We start from the raw sequence: 18,670 nt of genomic DNA on the forward strand, positions 1-18,670 counted from the left end.
GCGTTCACCTTGATGCGTCAGCTCGTAGCGCCGCCACAACCCGTTCCATGCCAGCGCTGCGCGAACCCTTGATCAACACGCTGGCACCGGTGGGTAGATGGTTCAGGACATGGCGCGTCAGCGCCTCGTGATCGTTGAAATGATGCCCGCCGTCGCCGAAGGCCTGGCTTGCGGCCAGCGCCGGATCGCCACAGGTCATCAGCGCGTCGATTCCCAATTCCCGTGCGTAGTGGCCGGCTTCCGCGTGCAGCCGGTCCGAGTCCGCCCCCAGTTCTCCCATGGCGCCCAGCAGGCACCATCTGGGGCCGGGCAACTCGGTCAACAGTGCAAGCGCCGCCCTGACCGCTCCCGGGTTGGCATTGTAGCTGTCGTCCAGCAGGCGGCATCCCCTGATGCCCTGCAGCGGACTCAGCCGCCCCGGCATCGGCGTTGCCGCTGCCAGTCCAGCCAGCACCTGCTCGTCGCCCAGCCCTAACGCCCACGCTCCCGACGCGGCCGCCAAGGCATTGGCGACGCTGTGCCGCCCCAGCAGGGCCAACTGCACCCGACCGACCCGACGGCCATCCACGACAAGCGTGAAAGCATAGCGCCCCAGGGCGTCGCAGGCCAGCTCGATAGCCCGCACACGGCACTCTTCGGCAAAGCCGAAGTCCAGCACCTCCCGCGGTGCGGCCAGCCGCGCCCAGAACGGAAAATAGACGTCGTCGCGATTGAGTACCGCTACCCCATCGGGACCAAGACCGGCGAGGATCTCGGCCTTGGCCTGGGCGATCTGGCCCATGCCGCCGAACTCGCCGACATGGGCACCGGTGACATTGGTGATGATGGCGACCTGCGGCTCGGCCAGCGCCGTGGTCCAGGCGATCTCGCCGAGATGGTTGGCCCCCAGCTCGACTACTGCCTGGCGATGCCCGCCGTCGAGGCCAAGCAGCGTCAGCGGCGCACCGATATCGTTGTTGAGATTGCCCAGCGTGGCCAGGGTCTTGCCGCGCTGACCCAGCAGCCGCGCCAGCAGCTCCTTGACGCTGGTCTTGCCACTGTTGCCCGTCACTGCCACCAGCGGACCGCCCCAGGCACGGCGGCGCGCGCGACCGAGCAGCCCCAGCGCCAGGCGGGTGTCCTGCACCACCAGCTGCGGCAACGGGTCGTCGACCGACCGTTCGACCAGCGCCGCGGTGGCACCCGCCTCGCGGGCCTGGGCGATGAAGTCATGGGCATCGAAGCGCTTTCCACGCAGCGCCACGAACAGGCTGCCGGGTGTCAGTCGACGCGTATCGGTGACAATGTCGCCAAGTGCGAGGTCGCGATCGGGCACCGCCACGCCGAGCGCCTCGGCCACGGCGGCCAGGGACTGCAGGCCGGGTCCGCTCATTGCCCCTCCTTGCGTCGCGCCAGGGCGACCTCAGCCTCGGCGACATCGCTGAAGGCATGGCGCACGCCGGCAATTTCCTGATACGGTTCATGGCCCTTGCCAGCGATCAGTATCACGTCCTCATCATTGGCTTGTGCGATGGTACGGGCAATGGCCTCGCTGCGTCCGGCGACAACCTCGCAGCGCTGAGCGGACTCGACCGGCACGCCGACAAGGGTCTGCTGACGAATCTCGCCAGGATCCTCGCTCCGGGGGTTGTCGTCGGTGATCACCAAGAGATCGGCATAGCGCGCGGCAGCCGTCCCCATCAGCGGACGCTTGCCGCTGTCGCGGTCTCCACCACAGCCAAACACACACCACAACCGACCGTCGCCGGGCAGATGGTCACGCAGTGCGACAAGGGCATTTTCCAGCGCTCCGGGTGTATGCGCATAGTCGACGATGACTGCCGGACCACCCGCATGCCCCACCCGCTGCATGCGTCCCGGCACCGGCGTCAGCTGCGCTGCCGCATCGAACAGGGCATCGAACGATTCGCCCAGGCCATGCAGTGTGGCAATGGCCAGCAGGACATTGTCGAGATTGAAACGACCCATCAGCGAGAGCTCGAGCGAACGCTCTCCCTGCGGGGTCGCCACCAGGGCCAACTGACCGTTGCGGCCGGGCTGCCAATCGATCACTCGCAGCGTCGCCGCCGGGTCGTCTCCGACCGCCAGCACACGCGCGTCATCCGACAGGCCCGCCAGCATCAGGCGGGCCAAGGGGTCGTCGGCGTTGACCACTGCCAGGGCCAGCTCGGAACGACGGAACAGACGCGCCTTGGCGGCAGCATAGGCCGCCATGCTGCCGTGATAGTCCAGGTGGTCACGGCTCAGGTTGGTGAACGCTGCCGCAGTGACATGGCAACCATCGAGGCGCCCCTGCTCCAGCGCATGGGAGGAAACCTCCATGGCCACTCGATCGATCCCGTTCATTGCCAGCGCGCCAAGAGCCTCCTGCAGCGCCAATGGCCCCGGCGTCGTCAGTCCGACATCCTCGAGCTGCCCGGGACGTCCGACACCCAGTGTGCCGATGAGGCCGGCATCACGCCCCAGGGCCGTGCTCAGCTCGGCAATATAGTGAGTCACGGAACTCTTGCCGTTGGTCCCGGTGACACCGATCAGTTGCATCGAATCGGGCACGTCGAACAGCAGGCGGCCCAGTTCGCCCAGGCGCTGGCGCAGGAACGGCAGGCCGAGTACCGGCCGGCCCTGCGCCGAGTCGGGCAACGCCTCGTCCGGTTCGAGATGGAAGAGTACCTGGATGGCCCCGGCCTGGAGGGCCTCGGCCAGATAGGAGCGGCCGTCACCGGCCACCCCCGGCACGGCCACGAAGACGTCGCCCGGTTCGATCCGCCGGCTGTCGAGCACCAGGCGGACCGGCACATCGCCGGCAAGACCCGGCTCCGTCAGACCGGGCCAGCAGCGGCGCAGGGCCGCCTGGAGACGAGAAGCACTTACCTGCATCGGCACCCCCCTGTCGTGGGAAAGGCAGAATTCATCTTGCACGCTGGTCCGGTGGCACATCGAGCAAACGAAGGGCGCTGCCCGTGACACGCGAGAATACCGGCGCCGCCACGGCACCGCCGAAGTAGTCGCCTGCCCTCGGGTGATCGATCATGACAATGGTGACGATGCGCGGGTCGGAAACGGGGGCGATGCCGGCAAACAGGCTGCGATAGGCATTCTCCTCGTAACCTTGCGCCGAAGTCTTGCGTACTGTACCGGTCTTGCCGGCCACTCGATAGCCCGGCACCCCTGCACGTCGCCCACCGGTGGTAGGTTGCACGGATTGCTCCATGATGCGCAGCAGCTCGTGGGCCACCTGTGGATCGATGGTCGGGGTTCCCTGCGGCGCCTCATCCAGTTTGAGCAGCGAAGGCGGCATGCGCACCCCACCATTGGCCAGCGCGGTATAGGCACTGGCCAGCTGCAGGGCCGAGACCGACAGACCGTAGCCATACGAGAGCGCCGCCCACTGGCTGCGCGACCAACGCACCGGAGCCGGCATGTGGCCTACCGCTTCACCAGGGAAGCCGGTCTCGGTGCTCTGGCCGAAGCCGAGCCGACGGTAGAGTTCGGGGACCAGCGGGTCGTCGAGCTCCAGCACCAGCTTGGACATGCCGATATTCGACGACTTTTCCAGGATCCCGGCCAGGTCCAGCCTGCCGTAGTTGCGTATGTCGCGGATGGTGAAGCGGTCGATGCGCATCCAGCCCGGCGACGTGTCGACCACCACGTCACTGTCGAAACGGCCGCTCTCCATGATTGCCGCCATGGCCAGCGGTTTCATGACCGACCCCGGTTCGAAGACATCGACGACCGCCTGGTTGCGCAAGCCTCGCGGATCCAGGCCGGCGCGATTGTTGGGGTTGTAGGAAGGTTGGTTGGCCATGGCCAACACCTCACCGGTACGGGCGTCCATCATCACCACCACGCCGCCGTCGGCATCGTGCTCGGCGACCGCCGCCTTCAACTCACGGTACGCCATGTACTGCAGCCGCTGGTCGATCGACAAGGTAAGCTCACCACCCGGCTGCGCCTCGCGCAGGATCGCCAGGTCGCGCACCAGCCGCCCGCGGCGGTCCTTGATCACCCGACGCTGGCCCGGCGTGCCGGCCAGATAGGGCTGGTAGGCGAGCTCCACCCCTTCCTGCCCCGTGTCGTCCACGTTCGTCACACCCAGCAGTTGGGCCACTACCTCGCCGGCCGGATAGTAGCGCTTGTACTCGTGTTGGGCGTAGACACCCGGTACACGCAAGTCGAGCACACGCTGGGCGGCAACGGGCGTCAATTGGCGGCGCAGGAACATGAACTCGCGTTCGGCGAAACGCTCCAGCCGGGCATCGAGATCGTCCAGGCCCACTCCCAGCGCCTGGGCCAACATCAGCCGCTGGATACGATCCTCCGGTAGTTCCTGTGGATTGGCCCACAGTGTCACGACGGGAGTAGAAATGGCCAGCGGCTCGCCGTTGCGGTCGGTGATCATGCCACGATGGGCGGTGAGCGATTCTGTACGCAGGGTACGCGCATCGCCCTGCCCCTGGAGGAAGGTACGGTCGAAGACATGCAAGGTCACGATGCGGCCAGCCAGTAACAGCATCGCCACCAGCACCAGGCTCAGCACCACCACGTAACGTAGCCCACCCATTGGCGCCATGGGCGGCCGTCGACGCGGCGTCACACCACCACGCACGTCCGTACTCATGGCCGGATGACCTCGACTTCATTGACGTGGGGCAGGCGCATGTCGAGCCGCTCGACGGCGAGGCGCTCGATGCGCGCCGGCGACGACCAGGCGCTCTCCTCGAGCAGCAGTTGCCCCCACTCCGTCTGCAACTGATCGCGCTCACGCTCGAGCTGCTGTAGGCGAACGTACTGCGTGCGGGTCTGGTGGCTGGCGTTGATGACCGCCGTGGCACTGGCCAGGCAAGCCAGCATCAGCCCGAGCACCAGCAGCAGACGCCAGCTCGGCAGCCGGGCAGGACGCCAGGCTGCACGCAGCATTTGGGGAGACAACCGTCCTTGCGCCATGCCATTCCTCAAGTCAACTTGCGAGCTGCGCGCATCACCGCGCTACGCGCGCGTGGATTGGTCTCGACCTCGGCCGGGGTAGGCCGCTGAGCCTTGCCCAGCATCTCCAGGCGCTTGGCGAGCTGCTCATCTCGAAGCGGCACGCCGCGCGGCAGGTCGGTGTCGCCGCGCACATGCTCACGAATGAAGCGCTTGACCCGGCGATCCTCCAGCGAATGAAAGCTTATCACCACCAGGTGGCCACCCGGTGCCAGTGCCTCCAACGCCGCCGACAGCGCCTGGTCCAGTTGCTCCAGCTCAGCGTTGACATGAATGCGCAGGGCCTGGAAGGCGCGTGTCGCCGGGTGCTTGCCCTTCTCCCAGGCGGGATGGGCCACCTTGAGCACTTCGGCAAGGTCGCCGGTACGCAGGAAGGGCCGCTCGGCGCGCCGGGTCACGATGGCTCGCGCCAGGCGCTTGGCGAAGCGTTCCTCGCCATAGGCCTTGAAGACATGGGCGATATCGGCCTCGCGGGCACGGGCCAGCCAATCGGCGGCACTCTCACCCTGACTGGGGTCCATACGCATGTCGAGCGGACCGTCGCGCATGAAACTGAAGCCCCGTTCGGGATCGTCCAGCTGCGGCGAGGAGACTCCGACGTCCAGCAACACCCCGGCCAGGCGGCCATGCAACCCATGCCGACGTGCAATCTCGCCCAACTGGGCGAAGTCGCTCTGCTCGATGGTAAAGCGGGGGTCGACCAGGCTGCGCGCCTCGGCAATCGCCTGGGGATCGCGGTCGATGGCCAGCAGGCGTCCAGCGGGGCTCAAGCGCTCCAGGATGGCACGCGAGTGGCCGCCACGACCGAAGGTGCCGTCCAGGTAGACTCCGTCAGCGTCGTGAACGAGCGCATCCACGGCTCCGTCCAGCAGCACGCTGGCATGACGAAAGCCATGTCGGCTCGGTTCTGCTGCGGGTGGCGGCATGCGCTTTCCTGATGTCTCGATGCTGAATGAATGCACCGGCCGCGGCCGGTAGCGAGGGAATCGATTGGGGGAGTCGGCCGATAAGCCGGGTTCTGTCGAGGACAGCCATTCATCTAGGAGCCGCGTCACCGCGGCCCTCCAGCAACCTACCCGAACCCGACGCGGGCCACGCCATTGGGTTCCTATTTGGTCTTGCTCCGGGTGGGGTTTACCATGCCACGCACTGTTACCAGGCGCGCGGTGCGCTCTTACCGCACCCTTTCACCCTTACCGGCCTCCCGTAGGAGACGTAGGCGGTCTGCTCTCTGCTGCACTTTCCGTCGGCTCGCGCCGCCCAGGCGTTACCTGGCACCCTGCCCTATGGAGCCCGGACTTTCCTCCCCCTCACCGACACAAGGCCGGCTCGGCGGCGACTGTCTGGCCGACTCCGAGCGCAAGAATACCAGCGTGCCCGAGGCCTCTCAATGTCTTTCCGCAGCGTATCAGCGCGTCTCCTTCAGCGCCTGGGCCCGGCCGTACCACACTTTCTTGGCACCGCCCAGAAGTCGCGCCGCCACCGCCGCAGCCTGCTTCACCCCAACGCCCTCGGCGAGCAGCGCCTCGATCACGGCATCGGCCTCCAGGCTGGCGGAATCGGAGCTTTCCCGCGCCTCGGCGCCAGCCACCATGACCACGAACTCACCGCGCGCCTGATCGGGATCGGCCTCCATGCGCACCAGCAGCGCCGGGGCGCTGCCGTCGAGAAATGTCTCGAAGGACTTGGTCAGCTCCCTGGCCAGCACCAGGCGCCGCTCACCGAATACCGCCCCGATGTCCACCAAGGTGTCGCGGATGCGGTGTGGAGATTCATAGAAAACCAGTGTCTCCTGGTGAGTCACGAGCCCCTCGAGCCGCTGGCGCCGCGCTCCCGTCCTGGCCGGCAGAAAGCCCTGGAACAGGAAGCGGTCGGTCGGCAGGCCCGCGGCGCAAAGGGCCGCTACCAGGGCACAAGGGCCCGGCACGGGCACGATGTGGCGCCCGCGCGCGCGTAACTCCCGCACCAGCACGAAGCCCGGATCACTGATCAAGGGCGTGCCAGCGTCGCTGACCAGGGCGATGCTCTCACCACGCTGCAGCCGCTCGTCGAGCTGCTCGACCCTGGCCGCCTCGTTGTGCTCGTGCAGCGAAAGCATGGGCACCGAGAGACCGAGATGACGCAACAGCCGAGAGGTATGCCGGGTATCTTCTGCGGCAACCAGCGCCACTTCGCCCAATAGCCTGGCCGCCCTGGGGCTCATGTCCTCCAGATTCCCAATCGGTGTGGCGACCACGTACAATGTACCCAGATCAGTGTCAGACATGGCGGTTCCTCAGGGAGACTGTCGGGCTTGGCCGAATGTGGTTGATTGTCGGGCCCAGAGACAGTCCTGCGCCTCTCTGAGCCTGCAGACAAGGAAGGATACATGCTGAAAATGCCCCGCGGCCTGTTGGCCACCGTGCTCCTCGCTCTCCTCATGGCCGGCTGCGCCCCTCCCGGCATCGTCGAGCGCGTACCCGACGACGATCCCGGCCAGCTTCTCGAGCGCGCCGAGCAGCAAGACCCCGAGCAGGCCGCACTCAGCCGGCTCGAGGCGGCCGACATCCTAGCACGCCGCGGCCAGCGTACCCAGGCGCTGGAGATTGCCAGCGAGATCGACGATGCCCGCCTGCCTGCCGAGTACCGCTTGCATTGGGCCATGCTGCTGTCGGAACTCGGCGAGGAGCTCGAGGAGCCCTGGGCCGTGGTCCAGGCTGGGCAGTTGCTTGGCGAAATCGATATGCCACGCGATGCCGGCCTGATCCTGCGCGAGCGCATGGGGCGTGCCCTGATACAGATCGACGAGCATCGTGCCGCAGCCGAGCTGCTGATGTACGTTCAGGCACGCACCGACCGCGAAGCACTCAACGACGCCATCTGGACCTCGCTTTCCCGACTCGAGGGCAGCGAGCTGGCCAGCCTGCGCGAGGGAGCCGATGAACTGACCCTCGGCTGGCTGGGGCTTGCCAGCCTGGTACGTGAAAGCGACGGTGACATCGAGCGCCTGTTTGCACGCCTGGAAACCTGGCGCGAACGCAACGCTCAGCACCCCGCAGCGCGCAGCGTACCCGCCGAGCTGCTGGCTCTGCGTGAGCTGCGCGGCAAGGAAGTACGCCATATCGCCGTCTTCCTGCCCGATAGCGGTCCCCTGGCAGGCGTCGCCGAATCGATTCGTGCCGGCATCCGCATCCATCACCGCCACAGCGCCGAGCGCAATGGCGGCGTAAGGCTCACGTTCCTCGACGCCAGCCATGGCAACCTCGAGGCCCTCTATAGCGAAGCGCGCAACATCGGTGCCCAGGTGGTCATCGGTCCGCTCGACAAGGACCAGGTCAGCGAACTCGAGGCCCGCGACAGCGTCCCCCTGCCGACACTGGCGCTGAATTACGGTGCCGGCCAGACAAACCAGGCCGAGGGGCTGTTCCAGTACGGCCTGTCGGCCGAGGACGAAGCCCGCCAGGTCGCCAGGCGCGCCCGCGAGGATGGTCATCGCCGCAGCGCCCTGCTGGTACCGAACAACGAATGGGGCGCACGGGTCGGCCGTGCCTTCGAGGAGGAGTGGCGCAGCCGCGACGGCATCATCACCAACGCCGTCTCCTACGACCCCCGCGGCTCCGCTACCGAGAGCACCCGTCGCGTGCTCAGCGGCGGCCGCCCCGACATGCTGTTCCTGCTGGCCCTACCCAGCTATGCACGCCAGGTGCCGCCGACACTCGACTACTACGATGCCGCCAACCTGCCCATCTATGCGACATCGCATCTGTATGAGGGACGCCCACAGCCGCTGCTCGATCATGATCTCGACGAGGTCAACTTCGTCGACATCCCCTGGCAGATCCCGGATGCCGCCGTGGGTGGCGTGGAAGCGCTACCCTACCTCGCCAGCTTTCGCGAGCTGCACGAGGATGCCGATCCGTCCACCTTCCGGCTGATGGCAATGGGCGTCGACGCCTACGAGCTGGCACGCCGGCTGCCGCAGTTCCAACTGCTGCCAGAGAGCGAGATGTCCGGCGCCACCGGCTTGCTTGTGTCCGGGCGTGACGGCCGCATCGAACGGCGCCTGCCCTGGGCACGCTTCGAGCGCGGCGTACCGCGCCCCATCCTGACATTCGATCTGCTCGACAATGGCCAGCTCCGCTGACGCTCGTGCCCGCGGCGCCCGCATCGAGCGCCTCGCCGCCGAGTGGCTCTCGGCGCGAGGCCTCAGGCTCATCGCCAGCAATCAGCAATTCAAGGGCGGTGAGCTCGACCTGGTGATGAGCGAGGGTGAAACCCTGGTCTTCGTGGAGGTTCGCCATCGCGCCAACGTGCGCCACGGCCATCCACTGGAGACCGTGACTGGCTCCAAGCAGCGCCGGCTGGTACATGCGGCGCGTTTTTATCTGGCGCGCAACCGGCTATCATGTCCCTGCCGTTTCGACGTGCTGGCCGTGACCGGCATCCCGCCCGCGCTCGACTACGAATGGGTACAGGGCGCCTTCGAAGCGTTCTGACCGGGCTTATCGTTCGTTCCGCGACAGGACTCGACAGAATGGATTTTCAGCAACGCATACTCGGACACTTCAACGCCAGCATCGACACCAAGACCTATGCCAGCGAGGTATTGCCTCCCTTCATCGAGGTCGCCAGCCAGATGATGGTTCAATGCCTGGTCAACGAAGGCAAGATTCTGGCCTGCGGCAATGGCGGCAGTGCAGGCGACAGCCAGCACTTCTCCTCCGAGCTGCTCAACCGCTTCGAGCGGGAACGCCCCAGCCTTCCGGCCCTGGCGTTGACTACCGATACCTCGACGCTCACCTCGATTGCCAACGACTACAGCTACAACGAGGTCTTCTCCAAGCAGATCAGGGCCTTGGGCCAGCCCGGCGACATCCTGCTGGCGATCTCGACCAGCGGCAACTCGGGCAACGTGATCCAGGCCATCCAGGCAGCCCACGACCGCGACATGGCCGTCGTCGCCCTGACTGGTCGTGACGGTGGTGACATGGCCTCCCTGCTTGGACAGGACGACTGCGAAATTCGCGTCCCGGCCACTTCCACTGCGCGCATTCAGGAGGTGCACCTGCTGGTGATTCATTGCCTGTGCGACCTCATCGATGAACAACTCTTCGGCAGCAGCGAGTAACCCCACATGACCTCAACCAGACTGTTCGCTTGTCTTCTGACCTCCCTGGTTCTGGCCCTCGGCGGCTGTACCACGGTCACCGGTGTCGCCAACCCTGGTACCATCGACGAAAACTATGGCCGGCGCACGCTCGGCGCCCAAGTGGAAGACGAGAGCATCGAGACCAAGATCGCCCACAACCTGCGCCGTAGTGATGCACGGCTCGGCGATGCGCGCATCAACGTCGACAGCTACAACGGCATCGTGCTCCTTACCGGACAGGTGCCCAGTGAAGAGCTGAAGCAGAAAGCCAGCGAAGTGGCACTGGAGGTTCGCAACGTGCGTGACGTGCACAACGAGCTGTCCGTCGCCGCCAACCTGCCAGCAAGCCAGCGTCTCTCCGATACCTGGATCAATACTCGCATCCGCACGACTCTGGCCGCCGACCAGAGCATCGACACCGGCCGACTGCGTTTCGTCACCGAGAATGCCACGGTCTATATCATGGGCATGGTCAGACGTGCCGAGGCCGATCGCATCGTCAATGCGGTTGCCGACGTTGGCGGCATACAGCGTATCGTCAAGGTTTTCGACTATATCGACTGAGCCTGTATCGCACAGCGCAAAAAAAAGCATAACGGCAGGTCAATGACCTGCCGTTATTCTTTGTGGCCGACAATGGCGACGCGGTACCCGGATCAGCGGCTACTTGATCACCCGTAGAGAAGGCCGTTTCTTGGACGGCGCCTTGCCAGAAGGTGATGCCTTGCCGCGCTCCTGCTTCGCGCTATCGTCACCCCGTCTCTCGTCACTGTCGACGCCAGTCAGCTCGGGCTTGTCCGTCGCAGCGCGCTCTTCCGACTGAGACGCCGGCATGGTCGGTTCATGGCCGAACACCATGCCCACCCCGTTCTCTCGTGCGTAGATGGCTACCAGGGCCGGCATCGGCACGACGACCCGCATGGGCTGCCCGCCAAAGCGGGCATGAAACCTGATGGCGTCGTTCTCGATCAGCAGGTCCCTCACCGCGGTTGGTCCCACGTTCAGTACGATCTGACCATTCTGCACGAACTGCCGCGGCACAGTAACGCCGGGCTGCTCGGCATCGACCACGATGTAGGGAGTGTGGTCGTTATCCAGAAGCCACTCATAGAGGCCTCTGGCTAGATAGGGGCGGCTCGACAACATGGCGCTCTGCCCTCCAGTCTATTGGCGTCGGATGGGCCCGACGCCAGGTTCAGGTGCGCATTTCGCGCTCGTTCTCGCTCAACGCCGACACGAAGGATTCACGCTCGAACAGGCGCTCCATGTAGGCAATGAGCGGCTTGACCTGCTTCTCCGGAAGCTCGATGCCCAGCACCGGAAGACGCCAGAGGATCGGCGCGATGCAACAATCCACCAGCGAAAACTCCTCGCTCATGAAGAAGGGCACGTCTTCGAAGATCGGTGAGATACCAACCAGGCTCTCACGCAGCTCCTTGCGCGCCTTCTCCACCTCCTTCTTGCCGCCGCTCTCGATCTGCTCGACGAGGGGGCACCACTCACGTTCGATGCGGTGCATCCACAGCCGGCTTTGGGCACGCGCCACCGGATACACCGGCAGCAACGGAGGATGAGGAAAGCGTTCGTCCAGATACTCCATCATCACCTTGGATTCATACAGCGCCAAGTCGCGATCGACCAGAGTCGGCACGCTATTGTAGGGGTTCAGGTCGGCAAGTTCCTCGGGGCGCTGATCGCCATTTACCTCGACGATGTCGACCGCCACGCCCTTCTCGGCGAGTACGATGCGCACACGATGACTGAGGTGGTCATCGCTTCCCGAGTAGAAGATCATCGACGACCTCTTGGCCACTACACCCATGTAACAATCCTCGCATCAATTCGAACCAGCATGATAGCACGCACCCCGAGTCACGGGGTGGCATCTGCTCTCGGACTTGGAACAACACGCAGGGGGCGCATGGCATGATGGCCATACGCCCCCTGCGGCACAACGGACCGATTCGATCGAATCAGTGGATATCGCGCCAATACTCACGCTTGAGCAGGTACGCCAGCACACCGAAGATGAAGATGAAGATCAGCACCTTCGGCCCCAGCACCTGGGCCTGCAGCTTGGACGGCTCACCCACGTAGGTCAGGAAGTTGGTCAGGTCGTAGACTGCTTCCTCGAACTCGTCAGGCTCCATGCTCCCCGGCCGGGTCACCTGCAGCACGTCGCAAGACTGGTACTTGCCGGTCAGCGGATCGAGCTCAGCGCCGTCGACGGGACGGTCCGTTTCCGCACAGACCTTCTCCTGCACGCCCTGCAACGGCTCGAGCACGTTGGGCATGGCGACCATCTCGAAGACCTCGTTGTTGACCCCGTTCGGACGGCTCGGGTCACGATAGAAGGTCAGCAGGTAGGAGTAGATCCAGTCAGGGCCACGCAGGCGTCCATGCAAGGTCAGGTCGGGTGCCGCCGAACCGAACCAGTTGGCGGCATCGCCATGATCCATGGCGATACGCATCTGGTCGTTGAAGGCAAGGCTGGACGAGAAGATCAGATTCTCCTCGACCAGGTCCTGCGGCATGCCGAAATCCTCGGCAGCCCGCGCGAAGCGCTGGTGCTCCAGCGAGTGACAGCCCATGCAATAGTTGACGAAAAGCTGCATGCCACGCTGCAACGACTCCTCGTCGCGCAGGTCCGGCGTCATCGAATAGGGCACGTCTGCGGCCGGCGCAGCCATCACCGTGAAGGGCACCAGCGCGAAGAGCAGTGCGAACAGTTGCTTTTTCATTAGCCAGTCACCCTTTCCGGTAGCGGTTTGGTCTTCTCCATCCTGGTGTAGAACGGCATCAGCAGGAAGAAGGCGAAATAGACCACGGTGCAGAGCTGCGCCACCACGGTACGCATCGGCGTGGCCGGCAGCGCCCCAAGCACACCCAGGATCACGAAGCTGATGGCGAACAGTGCCAGCATCACCTTGGACATCCAGCCCTTGTAGCGCATGGAGTTGACCGGGCTACGATCGAGCCAGGGCAGCACGAACAGCACGGCAATGGCACCGCCCATGAACACCACGCCGAGGAACTTGGCGTCGAGCCCGAACAGGTCGAAGGTTATCGCCCGCAGGATGGCGTAGAAGGGTGTGAAGTACCACACAGGCGCGATGTGATCCGGCGTTACCATCGGGTTGGCCGGCTCGAAGTTGGGCCGCTCCAGGAAATAACCGCCACCCTCGGGGAAATAGAACACTACCGCGGCGAACACGAACAGGAAGACCGCCACACCGAACACGTCCTTGACGGTGTAGTAGGGATGGAACGGAATGCCGTCCAGCGGCTTGCCGGTCTCGTCCTTCTTGGCCTTGATGTCGATACCGTCAGGGTTGTTGGAGCCTACTTCGTGCAGGGCGATCAGGTGAAGCACCACCAGCGCCAGGATCACGATGGGCAGCGCCACCACATGCAAGGCGAAGAAGCGATTCAGGGTGATACCGGAAATCAGGTAGTCACCACGTACCCACTGAGCAAGATCAGGGCCGACGAACGGAATCGCCGAGAACAGCGAGATGATGACCTGGGCACCCCAGTAGGACATCTGGCCCCAGGGCAGCAGGTAGCCCATGAAGGCTTCGGCCATCAGCAGCAGGTAGATGGCCATGCCGAAGATCCACACCAGCTCGCGCGGCGCCTTGTAGGATCCGTACAGCAGGGCACGGAACATGTGCAGGTAGACCACTACAAAGAAGGCGGAAGCACCGGTGGAGTGCAGGTAGCGGATCAACCAGCCCCACTCCACGTCGCGCATGATGTACTCGACGGAGGCAAAGGCGCCCTCGGCCGAGGGATTGTAGCTCATGGTGAGCCAGACGCCGGTGAGGATCTGGTTGACCAGCACCAGCAGCGCCAGCGAGCCGAAGAAATACCAGAAGTTGAAGTTTTTGGGTGCGTAATACTTGGAGAGATGGTCCTGCCACATCTGCGTGGCGGGAAAGCGATCATCCACCCAGCGCATGATGCCGCTTTCAGCCTTGGCACGATTCGGGTTACCCATCAGGCGGCCTCCTCATCTTCGCCAACGACGATCACGTCGTCGCCATCAAAGCGGTACGGCGGCACCTCGAGGTTGAGCGGCGCCGGCACATTGCGGAAGACACGGCCCGACAGGTCGAAATAGGAGCCGTGACACGGACAGAAGTAACCACCGGGCCAGGCCGTCATGTCGACGTCGTCTGGCTCGGGGCGAAACAGCGGCGAGCAGCCCAGGTGCGTGCAGATACCGATCAGCACGGAGTACTCGGGCCGCACGGAGCGCAGTGGACCGGTCACGTAGTCAGGCTGCTGCGGTTCGTTGGAATCGGGGTCGGCCAGACGGGCAGGATCGAAGTTCTCGGTCCGCTCGATCATGTCGGGCGTGCGCCTGACGACCCAGACCGGCCTGCCACGCCACTCGACGGTCATGCGCTGTCCTGGCTCGAGCTTCGAGACATCTGCACTCACTGGCGCGCCCGCCGCCCTTGCCCTGGCACTCGGCTGCCAGGAAGCCACAAAGGGAACCGCCACTCCCACGGCACCCACCGCTCCTACGACGGTGGTGGCACCAAGGAGGAGACGGCGCCGCCCTTTGTTCACGCCGTTGTCTGCCATTTTATGGTTTCTCCCATCAGCTTACCCGTTGATCCCGCACGGAATGAGTTCCGCGGCCACGGATACCAAATCCGCCATATCTTAAGGAATCGGGCCGCAACGCACAAGCCGAGGCGGCCCTGACCAAGGTGGAATTATTTTTGCAATTTCTTGAAATAAAAACCAAAAAACCCGGGCAAACGCCCGGGTTTTTGCCAGCGACTGAGCGAAAAATCAGCGCTTGGAGAACTGCGGGCGACGACGCGCCTTGCGCAGACCGACCTTCTTGCGCTCCACCTGACGCGCGTCACGAGTGACGTAGCCAGCAGCGCGCAGCGCCGGACGGAAGTCCTCGTTGTACTCCATCAGGGCACGGGTAATACCGTGACGAATGGCGCCTGCCTGGGCAGAACCACCACCACCCTTGACGGTGACATAAACGTCGAACTGGCCGGTGGTCTCGGTCAGTTCGAGCGGCTGGCGAACCACCATGCGGCCGGTAACACGACCGAAATACTGGTCCAGCTCACGGTTGTTGACAGTGATCTTGCCGGTGCCCGGCTTGAGGAATACACGGGCTGTGGAAGTCTTGCGGCGCCCGGTACCGTAATACTGCTGTGCCATGGTGATGATCCCCTCAGATGTTCAGTTCTTGCGGCTGCTGGGCGGCGTGCGGATGCTCGGCGCCGGCGTAGACCTTGAGCTTGGAGTACATGGCGCGCCCCAACGGTCCTTTCGGCAGCATGCCCTTCACGGCAGATTCGATTACGCGCTCGGGTGCGTGCGCGATCATCTTCTCGAAATTCATGGAGCGAAGACCGCCCGGATAACCGGTATGGCGATAGTAGGTCTTGGCCTTGGCCTTGTTGCCGGTAACCTGCACCTTCTCGGCGTTGATCACGACGATGTAGTCGCCGGTATCCACGTGAGGGGTAAACTCGGGCTTGTGCTTGCCGCGCAGGCGACGAGCAATTTCGGTGGCCAGGCGACCGAGCGTCTTGTCCGCCGCGTCGACGACATACCAGTCGCGCTGCACGCTCTGCGGCTTAGCTGTGAACGTTTTCATGGAGAAATCACCACAAAATCAATCAAGTGTATTGGACCCCGTGCGCCGTGGCACAATCGGGATCATCCCTATTTTTCTTGGTTGTCGCACCAACAAGCAGCGACAACGGTCGAGAAGCGCGCATTCTACATGATTTGCGCACCCAGGTTAAAGCCTTATCGAGCCCGTCATCACGGCTTGTGTGGCAGAGCAAGGTACTCGTGGGACTGCATCTCCTGCAGGCGCGACAGAGTACGCTGGAACTCGAACCCGAGGCGGCCGTCGGCATAGAGCGCCTCGGCAGGCGCTTCGGCCGACATCAGCAGCTTGACGCCGCGATCGTAGAACTCGTCGACCATGTTGATGAAGCGACGCGCCTGATCGTCGGTCGCCGCGCCCATCCGGGTCACGTTGGAAACCAGCACGGTGTGGAATTCCCGGGCCAGCTCGATGTAGTCGTTCTGGCTCCGCGGCCCGTCGCACAGCTCGCGAAACTCGAACCACACCACATCGTCATGCAGGCGTCGCGCTCGCAGCACGCGGTGATTGATCTCGATCGGCACGTCGAGTTCTCCCGCGTGCCTGGCAATCTCACGGAAACTGCGCGCCAGCTCTCGCTCCGCCGCATCGTCCAGCGGAGCATGGAATATCTCGGCGCGCTTCAGGGCACGCAGACGATAGTCGACGCCCGAGTCCACGTTGACCACGCAACAGTGGCGCTTGATCAGGTCGATGGCCGGCAGGAAACGGGCTCGCTGCAGGCCATCCTTGTACAGTTCGTCCGGCACGATATTGGAGGTCGCCACCAGCACCACGCCGCGCTCGAACAGCGCTTCGAGCAGATTGGCCAGGATCATCGCATCGGTGATGTCCTTGACGAAGAACTCGTCGAAGCAGATGACCCGCGCCTCGGCGGCGAACTTGCCGGCAATCAGCGTGAGCGGGTTCTTTTGACCCTTGTAATGCTCCAGCTCGTTATGCACCCGCTGCATGAAGCGATGAAAATGGGTGCGCATCTTGTCGGGAAAAGGCAGGGATTCGTGGAAGGTATCGACCAGATAGGTCTTGCCTCGCCCCACCCCACCCCAGAAGTAGAGCCCCTGAATCGCAGGCAGGACCGGACCTCCAATCCCCTTGTCGCGCTTGCCGAACAGACCCGCCACCTTGGACTTGAGGCCACGCCCCGTCGTTACGGCCCGCGGCTCGGTCCGAGGCGATGCCACGAGCTGGTCGTAGAGGCGCTGCAGGTGCTCAACGGCCTGCTCCTGGGCGGGATCGTAGTGAAAGTCGTCGCGCTCGAGGTCGGCCCGGTAGCGCGCCAGCGGCGTGCCGGCATCTGCCGAATGGGACCCCGCGGACGTCACGGTAGCGCACATGGAAGATTCCTTGCTGATCTTGGCTCGTGTCGTTACAGGCCCGCATTATACGCATCCCCGGCGCCGTGCGCAGAATAATGGCCGCGCCGCCAGTTGCCACCGACCGTTGACCCGCTGGCTGCCAACGCTTCTATAATGGGCCGGCCAGCCTATGACTCGAACCGGGAAGCGGCACTGGCATCGGCGTGTACCTGTATCAGGGAGAACTTCGTGGATTACGGCAATGTGAACTGGATCGTCGCTATCGTCAGCCTGCTGGCCGGCCTTGGCATCGGCGCCATCGGCTATCGCATGTTCGGTGCGTCGGCAACGCGCACGCAGGAACTGCGCCGCCAGGCGGCCGAACGCGAGCGTGAGCTGAACGTGCTGCGGGAGGGCATGAACGAGCATTTCAGCCAGGTCGGCATGATGGTGAGCAATATCCAGCGCGAGATGCGCACCCTCGAACACCGTCTCACCGAGGATGCCAGTACGCTGCACTGCGACCTCCCCGCTGGCCGCCAGCTCAAGTCGGCCGAGCAACTCAAGTCGGCCAAGCAGCTCGCGGCAGCCGACCGACCGGCCCTGACAGGCAACGATGACGACATACCGGCACCGCGCGATTACGCCGATGGTTCCGGCGGTACCCTGTCGGAGGATTTCGGCCTCAAGCCCAGCGATGACAAGAGCGAGACCCCGCAGCCCCCGCGCTACTGATCGCCCATGACCCGCCCGCTCTGTCCGTCATGCCGGGTTGTCGATGTCGACGAAGCGATGTTCGACACCAAACTCCTGTTCGAGCAAAGCCCCCAGCGCCTGAACGCCGTATCGTTCGGTGGCATGGTGCCCCGCAGCCAGGTAGTGGATACCGAGTTCACGGGCCAGGTGCGTGGTGCGCTCGGAGATCTCGCCCGAGATGAACGCCTCGGCACCGGCTTCCCAAGCCTGGGTTATCATGTCCTGGGCGCCGCCGGTGCACCAGGCGACGCGACGAATCTGTCCAACGCCAGGCGCCTCGACGAGCAGCGGCTCTCGCCCCAGGCGCTCGCCGACATGACGTGCCAGTGCAGTGGGTGCAGTATCCTCGGCCAGACTGCCGAGCCAGACCAGCCCTTGGCCCAGTTCGCCGTCGGCGCAACCCTCGACTCGTAGGCCGAGACGCCGAGCGAGCATGGCATTGTTGCCGAGCTCCGCATGGGCATCCAGCGGTAGATGGTAAGCCAGCAAGTTGATGTCGTTGAGCAGCAGAGTACGAATGCGCCGCTGCTTGATTCCGGTGATGGGTACCGGTTCGTTCTTCCAGAAGTAGCCATGGTGGACGAGCAGCAGGTCCGCCCCCCACGCCACCGCCTCGTCGAGCAACGCCTGGCAGGCGGTCACTCCGCTCATCACGCGCTGTACCTCGGCGCGCCCGGCCACCTGCAAGCCGTTGACGGTGTAATCCTTGAAGGCAGGTGCCCCGAGCAAGGTATCGCAGGCCCGCACCAACTCGTCTCGCAAAATCATTCCCGCCTCCCGGACAGCGCTTCGCAGTCGATGTTACAATTGCCTCCATTGTAACGACTGAGCGGAAAGCCATCGACCGCC

At 64.3% G+C, this 18,670-nt stretch carries 20 protein-coding genes and 1 other RNA gene; 5 read left to right on the forward strand and 16 right to left on the reverse strand.

All coding sequences use genetic code 11. The features are described 5' to 3' along the window. Positions 1 to 4: 4 nt before the first annotated feature. The 7 genes from SPH52_RS11370 to rsmI all read right to left on the reverse strand — a co-directional run bounded on the left by SPH52_RS11370 (position 5) and on the right by rsmI (position 7,249). Positions 5 to 1,372: a UDP-N-acetylmuramoyl-tripeptide--D-alanyl-D-alanine ligase gene (locus tag SPH52_RS11370; RefSeq protein WP_411795136.1), complete on the reverse strand. Its 1,368-nt coding sequence runs from the start codon at positions 1,370 to 1,372 to the stop codon at positions 5 to 7. Next, positions 1,369 to 2,877 (reverse strand): UDP-N-acetylmuramoyl-L-alanyl-D-glutamate--2,6-diaminopimelate ligase, encoded by a 1,509-nt coding sequence (locus tag SPH52_RS11375; protein WP_411795137.1) that lies wholly within the window; start codon positions 2,875 to 2,877, stop codon positions 1,369 to 1,371. Before SPH52_RS11375 ends, SPH52_RS11370 begins: the two co-directional genes overlap by 4 nt. Positions 2,878 to 2,908: 31 nt before the next feature. Next, a complete protein-coding gene (locus tag SPH52_RS11380) occupies positions 2,909 to 4,618 on the reverse strand; it encodes a peptidoglycan D,D-transpeptidase FtsI family protein (protein WP_411795138.1) in 1,710 nt (569 codons plus the stop codon). Continuing rightward, positions 4,615 to 4,917, reverse strand: coding sequence for a cell division protein FtsL (gene ftsL, locus SPH52_RS11385; protein ID WP_411795139.1), 303 nt, complete (start codon positions 4,915 to 4,917; stop codon positions 4,615 to 4,617). The genes SPH52_RS11380 and ftsL overlap by 4 nt, the downstream gene beginning before the upstream one ends. Positions 4,918 to 4,952: 35 nt before the next feature. Then, a complete protein-coding gene (gene rsmH / locus SPH52_RS11390; protein ID WP_411795140.1) occupies positions 4,953 to 5,909 on the reverse strand; it encodes a 16S rRNA (cytosine(1402)-N(4))-methyltransferase RsmH in 957 nt (318 codons plus the stop codon). 65 nt (positions 5,910 to 5,974) lie between these two features. Continuing rightward, an RNA gene (gene rnpB, locus SPH52_RS11395) (RNase P RNA component class A) lies at positions 5,975 to 6,338 on the reverse strand. Between the two features lie 53 nt (positions 6,339 to 6,391). After that, positions 6,392 to 7,249 (reverse strand): 16S rRNA (cytidine(1402)-2'-O)-methyltransferase, encoded by an 858-nt coding sequence (gene rsmI / locus SPH52_RS11400; protein WP_411795141.1) that lies wholly within the window; start codon positions 7,247 to 7,249, stop codon positions 6,392 to 6,394. Between the two features lie 102 nt (positions 7,250 to 7,351). On the opposite strand from rsmI, the gene SPH52_RS11405 reads away from it, so the two are divergent. The 4 genes from SPH52_RS11405 to SPH52_RS11420 are packed head-to-tail and all read left to right on the forward strand — an operon-like array spanning position 7,352 to position 10,675. Then, complete coding sequence (locus tag SPH52_RS11405) at positions 7,352 to 9,106, forward strand: penicillin-binding protein activator (protein ID WP_411795142.1); 1,755 nt, start codon at positions 7,352 to 7,354, stop codon at positions 9,104 to 9,106. Further along, positions 9,090 to 9,458, forward strand: a complete 369-nt coding sequence (locus tag SPH52_RS11410; protein WP_411795143.1) for a YraN family protein — start codon at positions 9,090 to 9,092, stop codon at positions 9,456 to 9,458. Before SPH52_RS11405 ends, SPH52_RS11410 begins: the two co-directional genes overlap by 17 nt. Positions 9,459 to 9,496: 38 nt before the next feature. Further along, entirely contained in the window at positions 9,497 to 10,090 is a 594-nt protein-coding gene (locus SPH52_RS11415) for a phosphoheptose isomerase (RefSeq protein ID WP_411795144.1), read from the forward strand. Positions 10,091 to 10,096: 6 nt separating this feature from the next. Further along, positions 10,097 to 10,675 carry a BON domain-containing protein gene (locus SPH52_RS11420; protein ID WP_411795145.1) on the forward strand — a complete coding sequence of 193 codons (579 nt, stop codon included), beginning with the start codon at positions 10,097 to 10,099 and terminating at the stop codon, positions 10,673 to 10,675. 99 nt (positions 10,676 to 10,774) lie between these two features. Here the strand turns inward: SPH52_RS11420 and SPH52_RS11425 are convergent, their stop codons facing one another. The 8 genes from SPH52_RS11425 to zapE all read right to left on the reverse strand — a co-directional run bounded on the left by SPH52_RS11425 (position 10,775) and on the right by zapE (position 17,104). Beyond that, positions 10,775 to 11,257 carry a ClpXP protease specificity-enhancing factor gene (locus SPH52_RS11425; protein WP_411795146.1) on the reverse strand — a complete coding sequence of 161 codons (483 nt, stop codon included), beginning with the start codon at positions 11,255 to 11,257 and terminating at the stop codon, positions 10,775 to 10,777. 49 nt (positions 11,258 to 11,306) lie between these two features. Continuing rightward, positions 11,307 to 11,933: a stringent starvation protein SspA gene (gene sspA / locus SPH52_RS11430; RefSeq protein WP_411795147.1), complete on the reverse strand. Its 627-nt coding sequence runs from the start codon at positions 11,931 to 11,933 to the stop codon at positions 11,307 to 11,309. A gap of 151 nt (positions 11,934 to 12,084) precedes the next feature. Beyond that, the gene (locus tag SPH52_RS11435; protein WP_411795148.1) at positions 12,085 to 12,852 is read right to left on the reverse strand and encodes a cytochrome c1; all 768 of its coding nucleotides are present in this window, start codon (positions 12,850 to 12,852) and stop codon (positions 12,085 to 12,087) included. Further along, positions 12,852 to 14,111, reverse strand: a complete 1,260-nt coding sequence (locus SPH52_RS11440; protein WP_411795149.1) for a cytochrome b — start codon at positions 14,109 to 14,111, stop codon at positions 12,852 to 12,854. Before SPH52_RS11440 ends, SPH52_RS11435 begins: the two co-directional genes overlap by 1 nt. Continuing rightward, on the reverse strand, positions 14,111 to 14,704 hold the full coding sequence (gene petA, locus SPH52_RS11445; protein WP_411795150.1) for a ubiquinol-cytochrome c reductase iron-sulfur subunit: 594 nt from the start codon (positions 14,702 to 14,704) through the stop codon (positions 14,111 to 14,113). The genes SPH52_RS11440 and petA overlap by 1 nt, the downstream gene beginning before the upstream one ends. A 213-nt stretch (positions 14,705 to 14,917) precedes the next feature. Next, positions 14,918 to 15,307, reverse strand: a complete 390-nt coding sequence (rpsI, locus tag SPH52_RS11450) for a 30S ribosomal protein S9 (RefSeq protein ID WP_411795151.1) — start codon at positions 15,305 to 15,307, stop codon at positions 14,918 to 14,920. Positions 15,308 to 15,320: 13 nt separating this feature from the next. Beyond that, positions 15,321 to 15,749, reverse strand: a complete 429-nt coding sequence (gene rplM, locus SPH52_RS11455; protein WP_167111123.1) for a 50S ribosomal protein L13 — start codon at positions 15,747 to 15,749, stop codon at positions 15,321 to 15,323. 170 nt (positions 15,750 to 15,919) lie between these two features. Further along, positions 15,920 to 17,104 (reverse strand): cell division protein ZapE, encoded by a 1,185-nt coding sequence (zapE, locus tag SPH52_RS11460; protein WP_411795152.1) that lies wholly within the window; start codon positions 17,102 to 17,104, stop codon positions 15,920 to 15,922. A 210-nt stretch (positions 17,105 to 17,314) separates the two neighbouring features. On the opposite strand from zapE, the gene SPH52_RS11465 reads away from it, so the two are divergent. After that, a complete protein-coding gene (locus SPH52_RS11465) occupies positions 17,315 to 17,800 on the forward strand; it encodes a YhcB family protein (RefSeq protein WP_411795153.1) in 486 nt (161 codons plus the stop codon). Between the two features lie 27 nt (positions 17,801 to 17,827). On the opposite strand, the gene SPH52_RS11470 is transcribed toward SPH52_RS11465, so the two are convergent. After that, positions 17,828 to 18,589, reverse strand: a complete 762-nt coding sequence (locus SPH52_RS11470; protein WP_411795154.1) for a Nif3-like dinuclear metal center hexameric protein — start codon at positions 18,587 to 18,589, stop codon at positions 17,828 to 17,830. Between the last annotated feature and the right edge of the window lie 81 nt (positions 18,590 to 18,670).

This window comes from Halomonas sp. A29 (genome assembly GCF_046723295.1).
Classification (GTDB): domain Bacteria; phylum Pseudomonadota; class Gammaproteobacteria; order Pseudomonadales; family Halomonadaceae; genus Halomonas.